Origin of the sequence: Nostoc sp. DedVER02, from assembly GCF_034530675.2 — a bacterium.
In the GTDB taxonomy this organism is placed as follows: Bacteria; Cyanobacteriota; Cyanobacteriia; order Cyanobacteriales; family Nostocaceae; genus Nostoc.
The window spans coordinates 18,682-37,625 of sequence record NZ_JAVRCP020000039.1; the positions used below are offsets into that span (position 1 = coordinate 18,682).

Here is an 18,944-nt window from a genome sequence, read left to right on the forward strand (position 1 = left end):
AATTTTCGTTTGATTGCCTGTTTTTTCAATTGATAATAAATGGTGTGAGGATTACAGAAAAATGATCAAAATGTTTTGGAAGTGGCTGCCGATTTCTCCAGTGGCTTTGGGGCTATTCTCGGTAATCACTACCACAACTGGGGCGATCGCACTTCCATCTCAAACTGAAACTGTTCAGAAATCAGCAGAACAGGTAACATCTGTTTCTCAACTGTCGGATGTACAGCCAACAGATTGGGCATTCGGGGCATTGCAATCTTTGGTGGAGCGTTATGGGTGTATTGCAGGTTATCCTAATGCAACTTATCGAGGTAATCGAGCTTTAACTCGTTATGAGTTTGCAGCTGGAATTAATGCCTGTTTAGAACGGGTAAACGAACTAATTGCAACTGCAACAGCTGACATAGTTAAGAAAGAAGATTTAGCAACTCTGCAAAAATTACAAGAACAGTTTGCGGCGGAATTGGCTACTTTGCGGGGCCGGGTGGATGCTTTAGAACCTCGCCTAGAAACTTTGGAACAACAGCAGTTTTCGACTACAACAAAACTTCATGGTGAGGCCATTTTTGCTCTATCAGGGTTTGCTTCTGGGCAAGATGCTGATAATGGTGATATTCCCAGAAACACGACTTTTGGCGATCGCGTTCGCCTCAATTTTGACACCAGTTTCACCGGCCAAGACTTACTCAGAGTTCGACTACAAGCCCTCAATCTGAATTACTTTTCCGGTGAAGATGGTACTGAAACTAGATTGCCAGAAGGGACTCTAGCTTTTAATGGAGAAATTGGGGATGAAGATCCTGAAAATAATCAAGTTGGGATTGAGACACTGTTTTACAGATTTCCTCTAGGCAAAAAAACCGAAGTTACTTTTTTTGCCAATGAAGGAGAAGTTGAGGACTTTGTAGATACAGTCAACCCCTTCTTAGATGGAGACGAGGGAGCCAGAGGTGCTTTATCCAAGTTTGGTAGCCGTAACTCAGTCTACTACTTTGTGCCAGATGGGGCGGGGGTTGGGCTGAGACATCGTTTCTTGGATCAGTTGGAACTGAGTTTGGGATATTTGTCAAGTACAGCATCCAATCCCAACGCTAACAGAGGTTTATTTAATGGATCTTATGGTGCGATCGCTCAGTTAACTTTTCAACCTAGCGATCGCTTCAGCATCGGTTTAACTTACGTCAATGCCTACAACAACCTGGGTGAAGATTTGGCAATCCCAGGTACAGGTAGCCAAAAGGCTAACTTGGGTTTAGTTACTGATTCGCCGACTTCCACCAATGCTTACGGCTTAGAAGCATCTTATCAAGTAAGTTCCCGCTTTTTGATTAATGCTTGGGCAGGCTATGCCAAAACCCGGGTTTTGGGCGTAGGAGATGCCGATATTTGGAACTATGCAGTTGCTCTAGCTTTCCCAGATTTGGGTAAAAAAGGTAATTTGGCGGGGATTATTGTGGGTATGGAGCCGAAAGTCACCGGTGCTGATGGAGCGATCGCTAATGTATTTACAGAGATAATTGCACCACAAAACCGCGACTCTGCTCAAGACAGAAATACCTCTTTACATGTTGAAGGTTTTTACAGCTATGCACTTTCAGACAATATTACCATCACCCCTGGTTTAATTTGGTTGACTGCCCCCAACCACGACGATCGTAACAGCGATGCTGTACTGGGAGTTATTAGAACTACCTTTACCTTCTAAATTCTGCTGTGGTTTTAGTCAAGACAATTAACGATTCATAATTCGTAATTAAATTATAAATGAGGATTTAGACCCCAAACATAACTAGGCAAACTGTAGAGATTTTTGACTCTTAACCATTTTTTAATTACGAATTACGAATTACGAATTATTTGTTGAAGGATTTGTTATGCACAAAATACGATTGAGTTCCATTTTTTTCAGATATAGTCTGGCCTCTGTCATCTTATTAACAACACTTTCTGCCGAGTTAATTCGCCCAGTCAAAACACTAGCTGAATGCACCCCTAGCACTAGTAACTGTGAGAACAAAACAGAAAATTCTCCCTGTAATTCTAGAAATCCATACAACTTGGTTGCAGACACCACAAGAGTACGGAGAATTAAGATTGCTTGGGATGTATGCCAAAAAAATGATTTTTATCAAGTGAGTTCGGGCGACGACAAAGATGATGTGACGCAAATTGATGACCCAACAGCACGTAGTTGGACTTATGTCGGAGCCAGGGATCTTGTTAAATACACTTTTAAAGTCCGTGGTTGCAATGCCCGTCCTACTCAAAATACTGCTCAAGAACCAGATTGCACCCCTTGGACACAGTTAGTTGTTACAACGCCCGATTGGTAACTGTTGGCAGTTGTTTGTAAAGTTCACTTACACAAATCTATCTTGAGGATAATCGATATGAAATTGTTTTCACAATTAGCGATCGCTACTAGCCTTGTTCTGGGTTTGGCTACATTAAGCACTAAATCCGCATCGGCTGCAATTATTAACTATGCCTTTAACGTTGATAGTTCTACAACCAAAGGAAACGGTTTATTTAGCTTTGATGACGCAACTTTCAGTAATGATAATTTTCCAGTAGCACCACTTCAGTCGCTAACTTTTCAATTCGATAATGACCCCAATATTTATACTGCCAAGGATGATATTGAATATCCAGATTATCCCCTTGCATTTCCAACAGTGTCATTAGCAGATAACGCACCTATTGGATTGCTGTACAGCTTCCTTGACAAAGTTAATCCTTCTAAAAGTTACGAAATTTCTGGAACATCATTTTCCGTATCCTCCGAAACTCCCAATTCCGGTACAGTTTCTTATCGAAAAGTACCTGAGCCTAGTACTTTAGATAGCACACTTCTGGTTGGCAGCATTGGCTTATTCCTGAAAAGAAAGGTAAGATCAATCAAAAAGATTAAAGCTTAACCTCAACTTCAGAGGGTGTAATGTCGTTGTGTCGCAACTACATACACTCTCTTAATAATTGTATAAAAAACAAAATATACATGAAAATTACTGACATTCATCATATAGCTATTATTTGTTCTGACTACGAGCGCTCTAAAAGTTTTTATGTCGAAATATTAGGATTTTCGATTATTCAAGAGACTTTTCGCGCCGAAAGAAATTCTTATAAATTAGATTTAAAAGTTGGAGTAAATGGTCAAATAGAGTTATTCTCTTTTCCCAATCCTCCACAACGATTTAGTAGTCCAGAAGCTTGTGGTTTAAGACATCTTGCTTTTAAAGTTGATGATATTGAGGAAACTGTTTTTTATTTAAACTCACAAGGTATAGAAACAGAAAATATCAGAATTGACGAAATCACAGGTAAGAAATTTACTTTTTTTAAAGATCCTGATAATTTGCCGTTAGAAATTTATGAAAATTAGAGTAGATAGATTTGGATTAAATAATTGCAGATTAATAATAAGTGAACAAGCTATTTGGTAAAATTATCAAATGTTTGACAATATCTGTAAATTTTTAGCTGAAAATTTCTCTAGCGACTTCGCCACTTGGTTATTAGGCGAACCCATTACTTTAACCGAACTAAGCCCAAAAGAATTATCTCTCGAACCCATTCGTGCTGATGCCCTAATTCTGCTACAGTCAGAGGAAAACATTTTACATCTGGAATTTCAAACCCAAGTCGATGCGGAAATTCCTTTTCGGATGATTGACTATCGATTGCGAGTGTATCGCCGCTTTCCACACAAAGCAATGCATCAAGTCGTAATTTATCTCAAACAGACAAATTCAGATTTGGTGCAACAAAATACATTTACAATTGCCGGGACACGCCATGAATTTTCAGTTATCAGACTTTGGGAACAACCAACTGAAGTATTTCTGAGAACGCCTGGGCTGTTACCCTTTGCAGTTTTGAGTAGTACAATTGATCCAGAAGCCGTGCTTAACCAAGTTGCACGGAAAATTAATAGTATGACAGAATCAAGAAATCAAAGTAATATTGCTGCTTCCACAGGGATTTTAGCTGGTTTAGTATTGGATAAAGACGTTATTAGACGAGTCTTGAGGTCAGATATTATGCGCGAGTCAGTGATTTATCAAGATATTTTAGAAGAAGGCAAAGCTGAAGGCAAAGCTGAAGGCAAAGCTGAAGGCAAAGCTGAAGGCAAAGCTGAAGCTTTACTTGAAGTGGCAATCAATCTTTTTAATACTGGTATGCCATTAGAAGAGATAGCAAGATTGACAGGGTTATCAATTGAGCAGTTACAGTATTTACAGGTAACTGAATCTGGTGATTCTAAATAAATAATCGGTGCAGGTTGACTGCACCGATTGCACAATTTATATTTAATTGCACGGGACATTTCCCTCACGCCAATGCTGATGCTTGGGGTTTAGCAAAAATCATTCTTCCTGCGGTGGTTTGCAAAGCGCTGGTGACTACTACTCGCAGTTCACCACCCACATAACTGCTGCCTTCTTCAACAACTACCATTGTGCCGTCATCTAGGTAGCCAATGCCTTGACTAGGTTCTTTGCCTTCCTTGAGGATTTTTAAATCCAGGTTGTCGCCAGGTAAATAACTGGGACGGACGGCGTTCACTAAATCATTTACATTCAAAACGGGCACTTTCTGAACGCTGGCGACTTTAGATAAGTTGTAGTCGTTGGTTAGCAACGTACCGCTAATTTCTTGGGCGAAACGCACCAATTTGGCATCCACTGTGGGAATATCTTCGTAGTCAACTGCATTAATCAAAATGCGATCAGGATATTCTTCCTTAATGCGGTTGAGAATTTCTAGTCCTCGCCTTCCCCGCACCCGCTTTTGGTCTTTGCTAGCATCGGCTACTTGTTGGAGTTCTTGCAAGACAAACTGCGGTACGAGAATTTGCCCTTCCAGAAACCCTGTTTCTAGTAACGCTTCAATGCGACCATCGATAATGCAGCTAGTATCTAAAACTTTCGTATTAGCTGGTTTTAGCGTTCCTTCCACAACCATCGATTCGACGGTGTTGGGATTAATGAACCGCAATAAACCTCGTCCGTGGGTATCTGCCAAGTTCATACCAGTGACGGAGAGGATAATACTACCGACAACTGCCACAAGTGGCTTAATAAATCCAAAATCTGCTGGGATAGGTAGTAAGAATAATGGGGCTAGCATCAGGTTAGCTAGCAATAACCCAATTACTAAGCCAATGGCACGAGTTAAAATTACTTCCAGAGGCATTTCTTTGACTTGTGATTCTAGACGGCGATATGTCGTCTGGAAACTCAGCCCGATCGCACCACCAATAATAGCGGCAAAGACGGCAACAACTAAGCGTAAAGCTTCAAGATTTGTTACCTGATCTAACGTGCCATTGGGTAGTAGTTCAATGCTGTAGAACCCTATTCCCGAAGCTGCGAGGATAAATGAAAAAATGATAATTGCGTCAAGCATGGTTATGTTGTTTTCCTGCAACTGTGTTCACCGATAAACTAAAGTATTTTTTATTTCATCGGTAAGATAAACTAATCAATATTGACTTACACTAAGGGTTTAGTAGGACAATATCTGCAATTATTATAACTAAAGGCTTTTATCTTAATATTTTTCATTGTTTCTTTGTAAAACGACAAAAATTTGTAAATAAACTACTCATTTTGTCAGAATTCAGAAGTCAGAATCCAGAAGTCAGGAGTCAGGAGTCAGAAGTCAGAAGTCAGAATTAAGAAGACTTTGATACCCAAACTTAATAATTTTAATAAAATCAATAAGTTATTCCACGCTTGATTTTACAATTATTCTGACTCCTGACTCCTGACTCCTGAGTTCTTTCTTCATTTTCATTGTCTTTAATTCGCAGTTGGCTTAACTTCAAACTTTTCTCAAAATGAGTCAAAAATTTAGTGTTTCTGGCATTGCGAGTTCTGCTTATGTGCATATTCCCTTTTGCAGGCGGCGGTGCTTTTATTGTGATTTTCCGGTGTCTGTTGTGGGCGATCGCTTGCGGGGCGAAACATCGGGTACTATTTCCCAATATGTTGAGGTGCTATGTCAAGAAATTGCCATTACACCAGCCTTTGACCAACCTCTAAAGACAATTTTCTTCGGGGGTGGTACTCCTTCGCTGCTATCAACGGAACAGCTACAACGGATAGTGGAGGAATTGGAGAAGCATTTTGGTATTGCAACTGGTGCAGAGATTTCTATGGAAATTGACCCAGCTACCTTTGATTTAGCCCATATAGCAGGCTATCGCAGTGCAGGTGTGAACCGGGTAAGTTTGGGCGTACAAGCCTTTCAAGAAGAATTATTGCAAAAGGCGGGGCGATCGCACTCAGTTGAAGATATTTTTGCAGCTGTGGAGTTAATCCACCAAGTTGAGATTCCTGAATTCAGCTTAGACTTAATTTCTGGGTTGCCGCATCAGTCTTTGGATCAATGGCAGGATTCCCTAGAAAAAGCGGTAGCTATTTTACCCACTCATATTTCTATCTACGATCTTACGATTGAGCCAGGTACAGCTTTTGGTCGTTACTACAAACCTGGTGATACTCCTTTACCTACGGATGAAGCCACAGTCAAAATGTACCAGATGGGGCAGCAAGTTTTGACTGGTGCAGGTTATGAGCATTATGAAATTTCCAATTATGCTCAACCTGGTCATCAGTGTCGGCATAATCGAGTGTATTGGGAAAACCGCCCTTACTATGGCTTTGGGATGGGTGCGGCGAGTTATGTTGACAGGAAGCGCTTCACTCGTCCGCGCCAGACTAGGGAATATTACCAGTGGGTGCAGGCTGGCGGTGTAATTGATTGTGATGTGACTCCCCCAAAGGAAGTATTGTTAGAAACGTTAATGTTGGGGTTGCGTTTGGCGGAGGGTTTGAGTTTGGCGGCGTTGGTGGAAGCGTTTGGCGAAGAAAAGGTGGAAGAAATTTGTAGGTGTTTGCAAGGGTATTTTGATAAAGGTTGGGTGGAAGTTGCAGGGGGAAGGTTGCGTTTGATCGATCCCCAAGGGTTTTTGTTTTCTAATGTGGTGTTGGCGGAGTTGTTTGAGAAGTTGGGATGACGAACCGCAGAGGCGCAGAGGGCGCAGAGAGGAGGAGAGATTTATGGAGAAAAATCAAGTTAGAAAGGCCGTGATTCCGGTAGCTGGTTTTGGGACTCGGTTGTTTCCAGCTACTAAGGTTGTGAAAAAAGAACTTTTCCCGATTATCGATCGAGATGGGAGGGCAAAACCTGTCATTCTCGCAATTATTGAAGAGGCAATTAATGCTGGAATTGCAGAAGTCGGGATTGTGGTACAACCAGATGATAAAGAAGTATTTGCAGACTTATTGAAAAATCCACCTAAAAAAGAACTTTTTGATAAACTTTCACCACCAAATAAAGAATATAGCCGATATCTCGAAGATTTAGGTAGCAAAGTTACCATCTTATTGCAAGAGGAACAATTAGGTTATGGTCATGCGGTATTTTGTGCCAAGGATTGGGTGCAAGATGAGCCGTTTTTGCTGATGTTGGGCGACCACATTTATGCATCTGATATTGAAAAATCTTGTGCTGGTCAAATTTTAGATGTTTATAAACAAGTTAATCGAAGTGTTGTTAGCTTAACTACAACGCCAGCCGAAAATCTTCATACATCTGGGTGTGTAACAGGAGTTTGGCAAGAATTAAACTCGATTCTGGAAGTTACACAACTCTATGAAAAACCTACCATTGAGTATGCACAACAAAATTTGCGCGTACAGGGAATGGCAGAAAATGAGTTTTTATGTATATTTGGTTTGTATTTACTTACGCCAAAAATTTTTGATTTTCTAGCAGAACACATCAAGCAAAATTTTCGAGAACGAGGGGAATTTCAGTTAACATCCTGTCTGGAGGAATTGCGTCAGTCAGAGGGAATGACCGGATATATTGTTAAGGGTAAATGTTTTGATACAGGTTTGCCAGATACTTATCGTCAGACAATGATTGATTTTAGAAGCGTTTCCTAGCTCAAATGAACACTTGATAAGGCTTACGGAAAACTTTTTGGCAGGCGATCGCAAAAAAACGGACGAAATAATTCGCAGGCGAGACTTACCTTTATACCATGTAGATGCACTAACCCCATCTTGTACAACTGAGAGGCTTGCACCGCCTCAAAATCTACAAGATTTGATTGCTGAAGGATTTCTGTAGCTGTCTGCAACCCTTGCTTTAGCTTGCTCAGACCAGGTTCGCAAAAGTAGAAGAAATTCACGAGCAATGTCGGGGTAAGCAAACAGCTGATTAAGTTCATCGATCGCAATCACCAGAGGGCAATCTATGTTAACTAAGATCGCATCCTCGAAGTAGTCTGTGGCATTCGATTTGCTACCCAAGGATTGAGTCCAAAAATCGGCGATCGTGTTTGGTAAATCTAACTGCTTGCTGACTCTGGCACAGAACCATTGTAAAAAGTATTCTAAGTTCTGTAAAATCTCATCGTTGGCAAGTTGCAAGCTCACGGAAACAGTTTTATATCCAAGATTTTTTGAGTAAGCCAGGATACGAGTCATTAGTGAGGTTTTTAGGTTGATGTGAACCAAGATGCGATCGCAGCTACAAATAAGACAAAAACTCCGTTGCTATCTTACTGAGGAACTGAGCGATCGCTCATATACGAAATTACTCTGTAATTTAAGCAGCAGCAAACTCAGTTAACTTACGAGTTTCTGGATCATGGAAAGCTAAAACAATATCCTCTTTCGGTACATTTTCCCTTAATAACTCAGTTGCAATTCCTTCCTCCGTCCAATCTTCCTCAATATAAATCTTTTCATTTTTGATGCGAATATGGACTTGAATATTTCTGATTTTTTTCTTCCCTTCCCAACCCATAAACAGCCAAAAATATTGATCGTGTATCTCGTCAAAAACAAGACAACTTTCTCGATCTAAATTGGCTGAACCAGAAACCCATTCATGATATTCTGTTAAGATTTTTTTTATATAACTACGATATTGCCCTAATTTATCCATTGTAAAATTTCCTCCTTTTCCATCTCAACAATAATCAAAAGTAATTGATTTATTTTAGTAATATCTTGAATTGACTCCCGTTTAAAAAAGTTTTCGTAAATACTATCCTTAATTGCTAAATAAATTTGATATTCTAGTTCAGTAAGATTGATTAAGTTTCGATATAGAATATATTGTCCTAAAGCCAATTCAAAATCCCTCATTGGTGAGGCGCTTAAAAAGCTTTTAATCTCGACAACGATTTTGCGCCCATTTTGTTCAGCAGCAATAGGTTTTTCTGCTGCTAAGTCAGCAAATAATTCAGCGTCTTTGTATTTAATTTTATAAGGATCGGCTAAAATACTCCAACCGTCTTTGATTAAAGCATTTTTAACCGCATCGTGGTAAACATCTTTTGCTGGCATTATCCTCCTTATAATTGGCACAATGATTTTAGCCCAAAGTTTTTAAGTGCGATCGCCCTATGATTAATTCGCTGGGTTAAGCTGTCGCTAATCCACCCTACATTTTACGTTCATGTTAACGAAGATGCGATCGCAGTTACAAATAAGACAAAAACCGAGTGCGATCGCCATAGCTAATTGAATAGCGATCGCTTTTTAAGCTTTCATTTGACATGTGAGAAGTCAGTTATAGATTTAAGGATGATTCCACAGGCGATCGCACCTAAAACTTCTGATTCTTGCAAGTATTATGTCTACGACGGGCTACGCCTACGGTAATTTTGTAAAGATAGTTTTGTAAAGACAGTCTTAATATGAGTTAAGCTAAAATGCGTCAATGGGTCAGCATTGAAAACAATGCTTTGGAATTAGAGGATGAATCAGTATTTTGCAACGGTTGCTCGCGGATTAGAAACCCTTGCGGCTCAAGAGTTAGAGCAATTGGGAGCCGATTCTGTAGAGCCAGGGTTTTGTGGTGTCGCCTTTGAGGGCGATCGCACCCTACTTTATCGCGTCAACCTCTGGGCTAGGCTGCCGTTCCGAATCTTGGTGAATATCCATGAGTTCCCTTGTCAAGATGCGGAGGATCTCTATCGCGGTATCCAAACCATCGATTGGCAAAACTATTTAACGCCAGATATGACCCTGGCGGTGAATGTCACGGGCAAAAACAAACACCTCAACCACAGCCACTTTACATCTCTCCAGATCAAAAATGCGATCGTTGACCAGCAGAAAGAAAATTTGGGTGAGCGTTCAAATGTAGAACTTCATGAACCAGATGTGCGGGTCAATGTTCATATTGAACGCGACTTTTGTACCGTCAAACTCGACAGTTCTGGAAATAGTCTGCACCGTCGAGGCTATCGCCCTGCGGTTGGAGCAGCACCTCTCAAGGAATCTCTAGCTGCTGCCCTCATTCAACTTTCTGGTTGGCAGACAGACCAGATGTTCTACGATCCTCTTTGTGGATCTGGGACTTTACCTTTGGAAGCTAGTTTAAAATCACTGAATATAGCACCAGGGCTGTTTCGGGATTCCTTTGGATTTGAAAATTGGCTCGATTTTGACCTACCCCTTTTAGAAAAACTGCTCCAAGAAGCTAAGGATAGTCAACTTGATACCCTGACCGCACCTATTTGGGGAAGCGATCGCGATGAAAATATAATTGAGCAGGCCATTAACAATGCTCAAAATTGCGGTGTTGATAATCATATCTGGTTTTCTCAAATGGAACTTGCTGATGTTGTGGCCCCCGCAGACAGTGGAATTTTATTGTGCAATCCACCTTATGGCGAACGGCTGGGGCGAGATAGTGATTTGGGGGCATTTTACAAACTTTTGGGCGATGTGTTGAAACAACGCTTCAAAGGCTGGACTGCATTTGTGCTGAGTGGGAATAAGGAACTATCTCAATCGATTGGACTGAAATCATCCAAACGGATTGCGGTGTACAACGGAACTATACCTTGTCAGTTAATGAAATATGAACTGTACTAAGGGCGATTTGTAGCATGGTTTAGCGATCGCTCTTAACTACTTCTCCTCAGTCAAAAATACATTGCCTCAAAATTTAGTAATACTTGCGGATGCGCTGTATTATCGGGCTTTGTGAAAACCGCGATTCAAATTCCGTGTTCCGTAATATTGGCTATCTTCCATACAACTAGGTAAGGTTTTTAATACTCTTTAAGAAATTTAATTATAGCTAAAAAAGCTTAAAATTACCTCTGGATATACATCCTGGGAGTTTAGCTAAAAAAATTCCAAAAAAGTGCCAGTATAATCGGTGACTGACGATTTGCAATTTATTTATCGCTAAGAGGCAATTTATGTCAGACCAATTTACCTTTACCGTTACCAATGAAACTGAACAGGCAATTACGGAGTTATGGGTATCTGTGGATGATGAAGAGTGGGCTTCATTTACCTTGAGTGATGAAGGGATTCCATCAGGTGAAACAGTAACCATTGCTTGGGCTGAATATACAAATGATTCACCTTGTGAATGGTATATCTCTGCTGTATTTGAAGATGAATCAGAAACAGAGTCAGCCCTGTTTAACTTCTGCGAAGAACCAGCTTTAACAATCGGATAAATTTCCTACTGCGATCGCCTACGGCGGGCGTGTACGCCATCGCGCTTAACAAACATTTACATCTCGACTCCACACATAAAAACAAAAGCCCCATCTAGAAAATATCTAGCTGGGGCTTGATATTAGAATCTACACAAACATTACTAATTGTTTCCTTTGTCTGAATTACCAGTGTGATTGGACAGTTGGTGTTTTTCTATAACCCGCTCAATCTGGCAAGTCACCGCATTTATCCTATGCTTAACCTTATCAAAATCAATATTCACCCAAATATAGGCTTTTTCAGGTCTTTCCTGCTTACTACTCATATATTGTTTTCTTTGTCAAGAGATTTTGTTATATCTATACAATATACCTATCTCAATTTCTAAACTACTTTCTTTAGACGTACAAGTAAATATACTTAATGTTTGCTTAAGGTTTTATATCAAGTTTTCTTTGAGTAATCGCATTTCTAGCATTACCGCCTCAACTTCATCTAAGGTGTTGTAGAAATGTGGTGCAATCCGAATTCATCTGCAAAAGCGATGATGCGGTCTGTCAAATCCAGTGACTTTTTCCGAATCGCTTCAACTCTTACTTCAGCAATGATTTTCAGCCCAATTTTTGCTGTAGTTTATTAAGACTTACTCAACTAGCACAGTAGCGATCGCTAGCTGTAGTACAAATCAACTGATAAGTAATTAGCCCCGATTTAATCAATAGTTATTTAATAAAATAAAAACGAATATTACGTTTATTGTGGCAAAATCTTTAAAAATTAATTGAAGTTGAGGAAAATTGGACGTTTACTTTATAAAAGATATTTTTCCCAAATAAATATATTTGACTAAGCAGCAGTGTAGCGCTCAGGATTTACGCAACTGGCACAAGCGATGGCACAGCATGGAGACTAACTCGCAATTTACGTGGATATACCCTCTAATTGTTTTCTCATAAGTATTTCAATAGTGCTTCGCTAATGCGATTTCTATTGTAAATACAAAGATTTTGAAATGTTACTCAATAATACTTATGTACTATAAAATGGCGATCGCATTGTGCCAGTTGCGTAAGTCTTGCGGTACTTAAATAATTCTTGTTAGATGTTGTACCAAATCTGCTGCTTGTCTTACACCTTCTATTTTCTCCACAGGCTGACCCTGCTTAAAAAGTACTAGAGTTGGTAGTGCAGCAATTTGATACTTGCTAGCTAACTCTGTGTATTTTTCTGTGTCAATTTTGACAATCCGCAGGCGATCCTTGAGTTGGGCATTTACTTGCTCTAAAATTGGCACCATCATCTGACATGGGCCACACCATTCAGCATAAAAATCCACTAATACAGGTACATCAGAATCAGACAACATTTCTTCAAAGCTGTTAAATTGTTTTTTAGTTGCCATGTGACACACACCGATTTTCAATTATGTTTTTCAATGGTAATTCTTAGAAAATAAAATCGCTATAGGATCATGGGTTTTTCTTGGTAAAAGATTACATTAGTTAATATAGATCAACAATATTAAATAATTCTAATAGAATACAGATATTAATTTTATTTATGTATAAAAATTAAAATTATTTTGCTAGCTAAAGAATTATACATCTTAATTTATTTGCGTAGTTAGGTAAGAGGTAATAGGCAACATAAAAAAAGGCTATTTAAATTGTACTGAGTTTTTTCAAAAATCAAAGATGAGTTAGATGTTTAGCTAAAAACAACGTGTAAAGTTATATATTTATTATCTAATTTGCATTATCCTAGCAAGATTGTCGTGTCCCAATAGTTAGATTTTATCCAGACAATATTTATATGTTCCCTAAATCGCCATAAGATAATTAGCGCGGTATTTCTAAGATCGAGGGACATTAAATGACACTATTAAAAGATAAAGTCGCAATTATCACAGGTGCTTCACGGGGAATTGGGAAAGCGATCGCAATTGAATTAGCTTCACAAGGAGCGATCGCAGTTGTCAATTATGCCAGTTCGAGTGCAGCAGCCGAGGCAGTTGTTACAGAAATTACAGAAGCGGGAGGTAAGGCGATCGCTATTCAAGCAGACGTTTCTAAAAGCGATCAAGTAGACACACTAGTTAACACCGTCATGGAAAAATTTAAGCGTGTGGATATTTTAGTCAATAATGCAGGAATTACCCGCGACACACTGCTTTTGCGTTTGAAGCCAGAAGATTGGCAAGCTGTGATAGACCTTAACCTGACTGGTGTTTTTTTATGTACACGCAACGTCAGTAAAATTATGCTTAAGCAGCGATCGGGGCGAATTATTAACATTACCTCCGTTGCGGGGCAAATGGGCAACCCAGGTCAGTCCAACTACAGCGCCGCCAAAGCAGGTGTAATCGGCTTCACCAAAAGCGTTGCCAAAGAACTGGCTACTCGCGGCATCACCGTTAACGCTGTCGCCCCTGGCTTCATCGCCACCGATATGACCAGCGATCTCAACAACCCCGAAGATATTCTGAAATTTATACCCCTCGGTCGCTTCGGCCAGCCCGAAGAAGTTGCTGGGATGGTGCGCTTCCTCGCTGCCGATCCCGCCGCTAACTACATCACTGGACAAGTTTTTAATGTTGATGGCGGTATGGTAATGGCGTAAATAGTTTAAGCAATCAATAAATACAATTGCTCTGAATAAATAATTTGAGATTTTACATAAATAGGGGCGCACAGCTAGTTGTGCGCCCCTATTTATATACAAATATATACAAATAATTTTGGATAATTTATTTTTTGGAGTGCTGCTTCAACAAAATCTAAAATCTAAAATCTAAAATTCAGTCGTAAGCTGTCGCGCCTACAAGTTGCCTCATAATCTTTTAGGCAAAACCTGTAAACCCTCTCCTCTGCTCCCCTGCTGTCTCAATGTGCAAATTAAAAACACAACAGCTTAGTATACATACACCACAGAGAAAAAACCATAGTAGGGCTAGCATTGCAATGCCAACCCTACAAGCAACTAAGGTTGTTGGCGTATCCTTTGCCAGACAGTAAAACCCAAAAGAATAATAATACTACTGGCGGTAGCCAGCATCACAGCCAAACTCATGCCTTGTATTCTCATCGCCAGCAAATTAAAAAATAAGGTAATTGACCAAAGTGTGAACGCAGCATGGCGCTGGGAGAGTCCCCAAGCAAGTAAGCGGTGATGCAGATGATCTTTGCCAGGAGTACTCAGAGGGTTATTTCCAGCTAGTAACCGCCGTACAAATACTTGGGTGGTGTCTAGCACTGGCAACAATAGAAATAAAACTGTGGGAATTAGGGCATAAATTGTGTTTTGTTGTAGTTTGCCTAAAATACTAGTTGCTGCCAGCACATAGCCAAAAAAATACGCTCCGGCATCACCCATAATAATCCGTGAAGGATGGAAGTTATGGCGCAAAAAGCCTAATGCAGCACCTCCCAAGGCTGCAAGTACCAAAATTGCCGCCGCACGATTGTTAAATTGGGCTGCAACCCCCAATAAACTCATGGCGGTAATAAAGCTGATTCCTCCTGCCAAACCATCCATTCCATCCATCAAGTTGATGGCGTTGGTAATCCCTACTACCCACAGTACTGTCAGCGACATAGACAGAAGTGAGTCGATGGGAGTCCCAAACATAACTTTGACACTGATACCATTAGCTACCAACAAAAGTGCCGTGACGATTTGTGCCCACAATCGAATAGAGGGCGGTAAGCCGAACTGATCGTCGATAAAACCCACAAGGACTAATATCGAACCCCCCAACAGAATAGTGAGCACCTGAGCCAATACGTTTTGGAGTTCGATCGGTCGTAAAAGGCTAGCTAATACCAGCGCGGCAATTACACCCGCGTAGATAGCCAGCCCCCCTGCATTGGGTAAAGGTTCTCGATTGAGTCGCCGAGCGTTGGGTTGGTCAGCCCAACCTACTCGCAAGGCGAATTTGCGGACTGTCGGAATTGAACGCCACGTTACAAGCCAAGCCAAGAGAAACGTAAATACTACTGCCAACCAGCCGGTGCCGCTAGGGTCGGCAATACCAAGGTATTTAAGGGAGTTGTCTAGATTCATCTCCCAATTCAAGCATTACTGCCAGTATCTAATATGAGCATCACCTGTATATTAATCAATTTTTTATTTTTTATTTCCATTTGTAACTTTAGAGATTAGCACTCTTGCCCTGTGAGTGCTAAATTGTCTAATGGAAGCGCTAGAGAAATAAAACATGGCGAAAATTATTGCATTTGACGAGGAATCGCGGCGAGCTCTAGAAAGGGGTGTTAACGCCCTTGCCGATGCCGTAAAAATCACCTTGGGGCCGAAAGGTCGCAATGTCCTTTTAGAGAAAAAATTTGGCGCACCTCAAATTGTCAACGATGGTATCACTGTTGCCAAGGAAATTGAATTAGAAGATCCTTTGGAAAATACTGGTGCAAGACTCATTCAGGAAGTAGCCTCAAAAACTAAAGATGTGGCTGGGGATGGTACTACTACCGCCACAGTTTTAGCACAAGCCTTGATTCGGGAAGGTTTGAAGAACGTCGCGGCAGGTAGTAACCCAGTTAGCTTGAAACGCGGGATCGACAAAACTGTGGAAGCACTGGTAAAAGAAATTGCCAGGATAGCCAAGCCAGTCGAAGGAAGTGCGATCGCTCAAGTTGCCACTGTCTCTGCTGGTAACGATGAAGAAGTTGGCCAAATGTTAGCTCAAGCAATGGAAAAAGTCACCAAAGATGGTGTCATTACCGTTGAAGAATCCAAATCCCTCACCACTGAACTAGAAGTAGTTGAAGGGATGCAGATTGACAGAGGTTATATTTCTCCCTACTTCGTCACCAACAACGAGCGGCAAATCGTAGAATTTGAAAACGCCCGAATCTTGGTGACAGATAAAAAAATCAGCAGCATCCAAGATTTAGTACCAGTTTTGGAAAAAGTCGCCCGTTCTGGTCAGCCCTTGTTAATCATCGCTGAAGATGTCGAAGGTGATGCTTTGGCAACTTTGGTAGTGAACAAAGCGCGGGGTGTACTTGCTGTGGCTGCAATCAAAGCGCCTGGATTTGGCGATCGCCGCAAAGCTTTGTTAGAAGATATTGCTATTCTCACCGATGGGCAATTAATTTCTGAAGAAATCGGTTTAAGTTTGGATACCGCTTCTTTAGAAGCGCTGGGAACTGCCCGCAAAATCACCATTGACAAAGAAAGCACCACCATTGTAGCTGGCAGTGTCACCAAGCCAGAGGTACAAAAGCGGATTGGTCAAATTCGCAGGCAGTTGGAAGAAACCGATTCTGAATACGATCAAGAAAAACTGCAAGAACGCATCGCCAAGCTTGCTGGCGGTGTGGCAGTGATTAAAGTGGGTGCGGCAACCGAAACCGAACTCAAAGACCGTAAACTGCGGATTGAAGACGCGCTGAACGCTACTAAAGCTGCCGTGGAAGAAGGTATTGTTCCTGGTGGTGGAACGACTTTAATTCACTTAGCTAAGACAGTAGAAGCGATTAAAAACAGCTTAGAAAGCGAAGAAGAAAAAATTGGGGCTGATATAGTCCAAAGAGCGCTAGAAGCTCCCTTGCGTCAAATAGCAGATAACGCTGGTGCTGAAGGTTCTGTGATCGTCTCTAGAGTTCGAGACAGCGAGTTTAACATTGGCTACAACGCCGCTACCGGAGAATTTGAAGACTTGATCGCGGCTGGTATTATCGACCCTGCCAAAGTCGTGCGTTCAGCTTTGCAAAATGCTGGTTCCATTGCTGGTTTGGTGTTAACTACCGAAGCGATCGTTGTTGAAAAACCAGAGAAGAAATCTGCTGCTCCTGCCCCTGATATGGGCGGCATGGGTGGCATGGGCGGTATGGGTGGTATGGGTGGCATGGGCGGCATGGGCATGTTCTAACTTCTGCTTACCCAGATAAATATTTTTTCAACAGTTTGTCTTGTCAAGACAAACTGTTTTTTTATAGCATTGCTGATTCAGAGCCAATATGTTATCTCTATTGCTGGGAAGTAGCTGGTCATAAATAAAAATAATCATCATAGCGATCGGTAATTAGTCGTGAATACAACTAACCACTAAAAAATGCTGATTTCTAAATTACCCAACCTAAATAACTGCTTAATCTAAAAGTCACAGTATTTGTATTAATTTTTGTAAGATTAATAGCAAAAGCTGAAATAAATCAAAGCGCCTCATAAGTGTTGAGTAGGGAATCTTACTTCTTTACTAAGCACTGAGAAAAGAGGAACTTGTCCAATGCCCAATTCCCAATTCCCAATGCCCAATGTAGGTAATATTGCATGGTACGAAAACTGCGTCGTCTTCCCAAAATAGTAACCAAGCTATATGAAGATGAGTTCTATCACCAACCAGGGACTATACCTGGAACAATTTTTATTGATGAAGACGCTCCACCACCGATAATTTTTTTGATTGACTATAACCAAACCAATTTCATCCGCGAACAAATAGCAACTCCAGAGGAGTGTGTTCCATATCTGGAGATGGAATCCGTTTCGTGGGTAGATGTACAAGGTTTAGGCAGTCAAGATATATTACAACGATTGGGTAAAGTTTTTGAGTTACATCCTCTAGTTTTAGAAGATATAGTCAATGTGCCAGAGCGACCCAAAACAGAGGATTATGAAGACCAATTGCTATTCATTGCTCGGATGGTAGTAGCAAAAGAAAGAACATGCGGTTTTTACAGCGAGCAAGTAAGTTTGATATTAGGAAAAAATTATTTGCTGACAGTACAAGAAGAACCAGAACATGATTGTTTTGAAGGAGTGCGATCGCGAATTGAAAAAAATAAAGGTATCATCCGTAAACAGGGGGCCGATTATTTAGCTTACGCTGTGTTAGATGCAATTATTGATGGCTTTTTCCCAGTGCTAGAGCTTTATGGGGAGCGAATCGAAGAGTTGGAAGAGGAGGTAATAGTCAGACCTACCCCGCAAACACTACAAAATATTTATCAAATTAGGCGAGAACTACTGCAACTACGTCGTGCTATTTGGCCCCAGCGAGATGCAATTAATTCTTTGATTCGAGATGGTAGTGAACTAATTGGCGAAGAAGTGCGAATCTACTTGCGAGATTGTTATGACCATACAGTGCAAGTGATGGATATGGTAGAAACTTATCGAGAACTAGCATCTGGATTAATGGATGTGTACCTTTCGGCAGTGAGTAATAAAATGAATGAAATCATGAAGGTACTAACGATAGTTTCAACAATTTTTATTCCACTGACTTTTATTGCCGGAATATATGGTATGAATTTCAATACTGAAAAATCGCCATATAATATGCCTGAGTTGAATTGGTATTGGGGCTATCCACTTTGTTGGGCAGTGATGTTAGCGATCGCACTTAGTTTGCTATTCTTTTTTTGGCGACGAGGCTGGCTGCAAAATTCTGTAACAATTAAGAGTAATTAATAATTGCAGATGGGC

General features: G+C 40.7%; 19 protein-coding genes. 12 read left to right on the forward strand and 7 right to left on the reverse strand.

The genetic code is table 11. The annotated features are described in order from the left end of the window. Nucleotides 1-61 precede the first annotated feature (61 nt). The 5 genes from RMZ41_RS26450 (at nt 62) to RMZ41_RS26470 (ending at nt 4,271) form a co-directional block, all read left to right on the forward strand. Entirely contained in the window at nt 62-1,705 is a 1,644-nt protein-coding gene (locus RMZ41_RS26450) for an iron uptake porin (protein WP_322639676.1), read from the forward strand. A 169-nt stretch (nt 1,706-1,874) separates the two neighbouring features. Next, nucleotides 1,875-2,333 (forward strand): hypothetical protein, encoded by a 459-nt coding sequence (locus tag RMZ41_RS26455; RefSeq protein ID WP_322639677.1) that lies wholly within the window; start codon nt 1,875-1,877, stop codon nt 2,331-2,333. 57 nt (nt 2,334-2,390) lie between these two features. Next, a complete protein-coding gene (locus tag RMZ41_RS26460; RefSeq protein WP_322639678.1) occupies nt 2,391-2,918 on the forward strand; it encodes a PEP-CTERM sorting domain-containing protein in 528 nt (175 codons plus the stop codon). An 80-nt stretch (nt 2,919-2,998) separates the two neighbouring features. After that, nucleotides 2,999-3,385, forward strand: a complete 387-nt coding sequence (locus tag RMZ41_RS26465; RefSeq protein WP_322639679.1) for a VOC family protein — start codon at nt 2,999-3,001, stop codon at nt 3,383-3,385. Nucleotides 3,386-3,455: 70 nt separating this feature from the next. Further along, complete coding sequence (locus RMZ41_RS26470; protein WP_322734491.1) at nt 3,456-4,271, forward strand: Rpn family recombination-promoting nuclease/putative transposase; 816 nt, start codon at nt 3,456-3,458, stop codon at nt 4,269-4,271. Between the two features lie 64 nt (nt 4,272-4,335). On the opposite strand, the gene RMZ41_RS26475 is transcribed toward RMZ41_RS26470, so the two are convergent. Beyond that, nucleotides 4,336-5,412 (reverse strand): PIN/TRAM domain-containing protein, encoded by a 1,077-nt coding sequence (locus RMZ41_RS26475; RefSeq protein WP_185580506.1) that lies wholly within the window; start codon nt 5,410-5,412, stop codon nt 4,336-4,338. Between the two features lie 433 nt (nt 5,413-5,845). Here RMZ41_RS26475 and hemW point away from each other — a divergent pair, with 433 nt between their 5' ends. Beyond that, nucleotides 5,846-7,027, forward strand: a complete 1,182-nt coding sequence (gene hemW, locus RMZ41_RS26480) for a radical SAM family heme chaperone HemW (protein WP_322639681.1) — start codon at nt 5,846-5,848, stop codon at nt 7,025-7,027. A 43-nt stretch (nt 7,028-7,070) separates the two neighbouring features. Beyond that, nucleotides 7,071-7,961 (forward strand): UTP--glucose-1-phosphate uridylyltransferase, encoded by an 891-nt coding sequence (locus RMZ41_RS26485; RefSeq protein WP_322639682.1) that lies wholly within the window; start codon nt 7,071-7,073, stop codon nt 7,959-7,961. A gap of 23 nt (nt 7,962-7,984) precedes the next feature. On the opposite strand, the gene RMZ41_RS26490 is transcribed toward RMZ41_RS26485, so the two are convergent. From RMZ41_RS26490 to RMZ41_RS26505, 4 genes are all read right to left on the reverse strand, one after another. Continuing rightward, complete coding sequence (locus tag RMZ41_RS26490; RefSeq protein ID WP_322639683.1) at nt 7,985-8,209, reverse strand: AAA-like domain-containing protein; 225 nt, start codon at nt 8,207-8,209, stop codon at nt 7,985-7,987. After that, complete coding sequence (locus RMZ41_RS26495) at nt 8,109-8,507, reverse strand: AAA-like domain-containing protein (RefSeq protein ID WP_322639684.1); 399 nt, start codon at nt 8,505-8,507, stop codon at nt 8,109-8,111. Before RMZ41_RS26495 ends, RMZ41_RS26490 begins: the two co-directional genes overlap by 101 nt. 121 nt (nt 8,508-8,628) lie before the next feature. Further along, nucleotides 8,629-8,970, reverse strand: coding sequence for a XisI protein (locus RMZ41_RS26500; RefSeq protein WP_322639685.1), 342 nt, complete (start codon nt 8,968-8,970; stop codon nt 8,629-8,631). Beyond that, on the reverse strand, nt 8,958-9,374 hold the full coding sequence (locus RMZ41_RS26505) for a XisH family protein (protein ID WP_322639686.1): 417 nt from the start codon (nt 9,372-9,374) through the stop codon (nt 8,958-8,960). Before RMZ41_RS26505 ends, RMZ41_RS26500 begins: the two co-directional genes overlap by 13 nt. Nucleotides 9,375-9,788: 414 nt before the next feature. Between RMZ41_RS26505 and RMZ41_RS26510 the strand changes: the two genes are divergently transcribed. Together RMZ41_RS26510 and RMZ41_RS26515 are read left to right on the forward strand one after the other, a co-directional pair. Beyond that, the gene (locus tag RMZ41_RS26510; protein ID WP_322639687.1) at nt 9,789-10,913 is read left to right on the forward strand and encodes a class I SAM-dependent RNA methyltransferase; all 1,125 of its coding nucleotides are present in this window, start codon (nt 9,789-9,791) and stop codon (nt 10,911-10,913) included. 332 nt (nt 10,914-11,245) lie between these two features. Next, nucleotides 11,246-11,512: a hypothetical protein gene (locus RMZ41_RS26515; protein ID WP_322639688.1), complete on the forward strand. Its 267-nt coding sequence runs from the start codon at nt 11,246-11,248 to the stop codon at nt 11,510-11,512. A 1,067-nt stretch (nt 11,513-12,579) separates the two neighbouring features. Here the strand turns inward: RMZ41_RS26515 and trxA are convergent. Next, on the reverse strand, nt 12,580-12,897 hold the full coding sequence (trxA, locus tag RMZ41_RS26520) for a thioredoxin (protein ID WP_322639690.1): 318 nt from the start codon (nt 12,895-12,897) through the stop codon (nt 12,580-12,582). A gap of 470 nt (nt 12,898-13,367) precedes the next feature. Between trxA and fabG the strand changes: the two genes are divergently transcribed. Further along, complete coding sequence (gene fabG, locus RMZ41_RS26525) at nt 13,368-14,114, forward strand: 3-oxoacyl-[acyl-carrier-protein] reductase (protein WP_322639691.1); 747 nt, start codon at nt 13,368-13,370, stop codon at nt 14,112-14,114. A gap of 360 nt (nt 14,115-14,474) precedes the next feature. On the opposite strand, the gene RMZ41_RS26530 is transcribed toward fabG, so the two are convergent. Then, a complete protein-coding gene (locus tag RMZ41_RS26530) occupies nt 14,475-15,557 on the reverse strand; it encodes an MraY family glycosyltransferase (RefSeq protein WP_322639692.1) in 1,083 nt (360 codons plus the stop codon). Between the two features lie 154 nt (nt 15,558-15,711). On the opposite strand from RMZ41_RS26530, the gene groL reads away from it, so the two are divergent. Together groL and corA are read left to right on the forward strand one after the other, a co-directional pair. After that, entirely contained in the window at nt 15,712-17,385 is a 1,674-nt protein-coding gene (groL, locus tag RMZ41_RS26535) for a chaperonin GroEL (RefSeq protein ID WP_322639693.1), read from the forward strand. Nucleotides 17,386-17,786: 401 nt separating this feature from the next. Then, the gene (gene corA, locus RMZ41_RS26540; protein WP_322639694.1) at nt 17,787-18,929 is read left to right on the forward strand and encodes a magnesium/cobalt transporter CorA; all 1,143 of its coding nucleotides are present in this window, start codon (nt 17,787-17,789) and stop codon (nt 18,927-18,929) included. Nucleotides 18,930-18,944 lie beyond the last annotated feature (15 nt).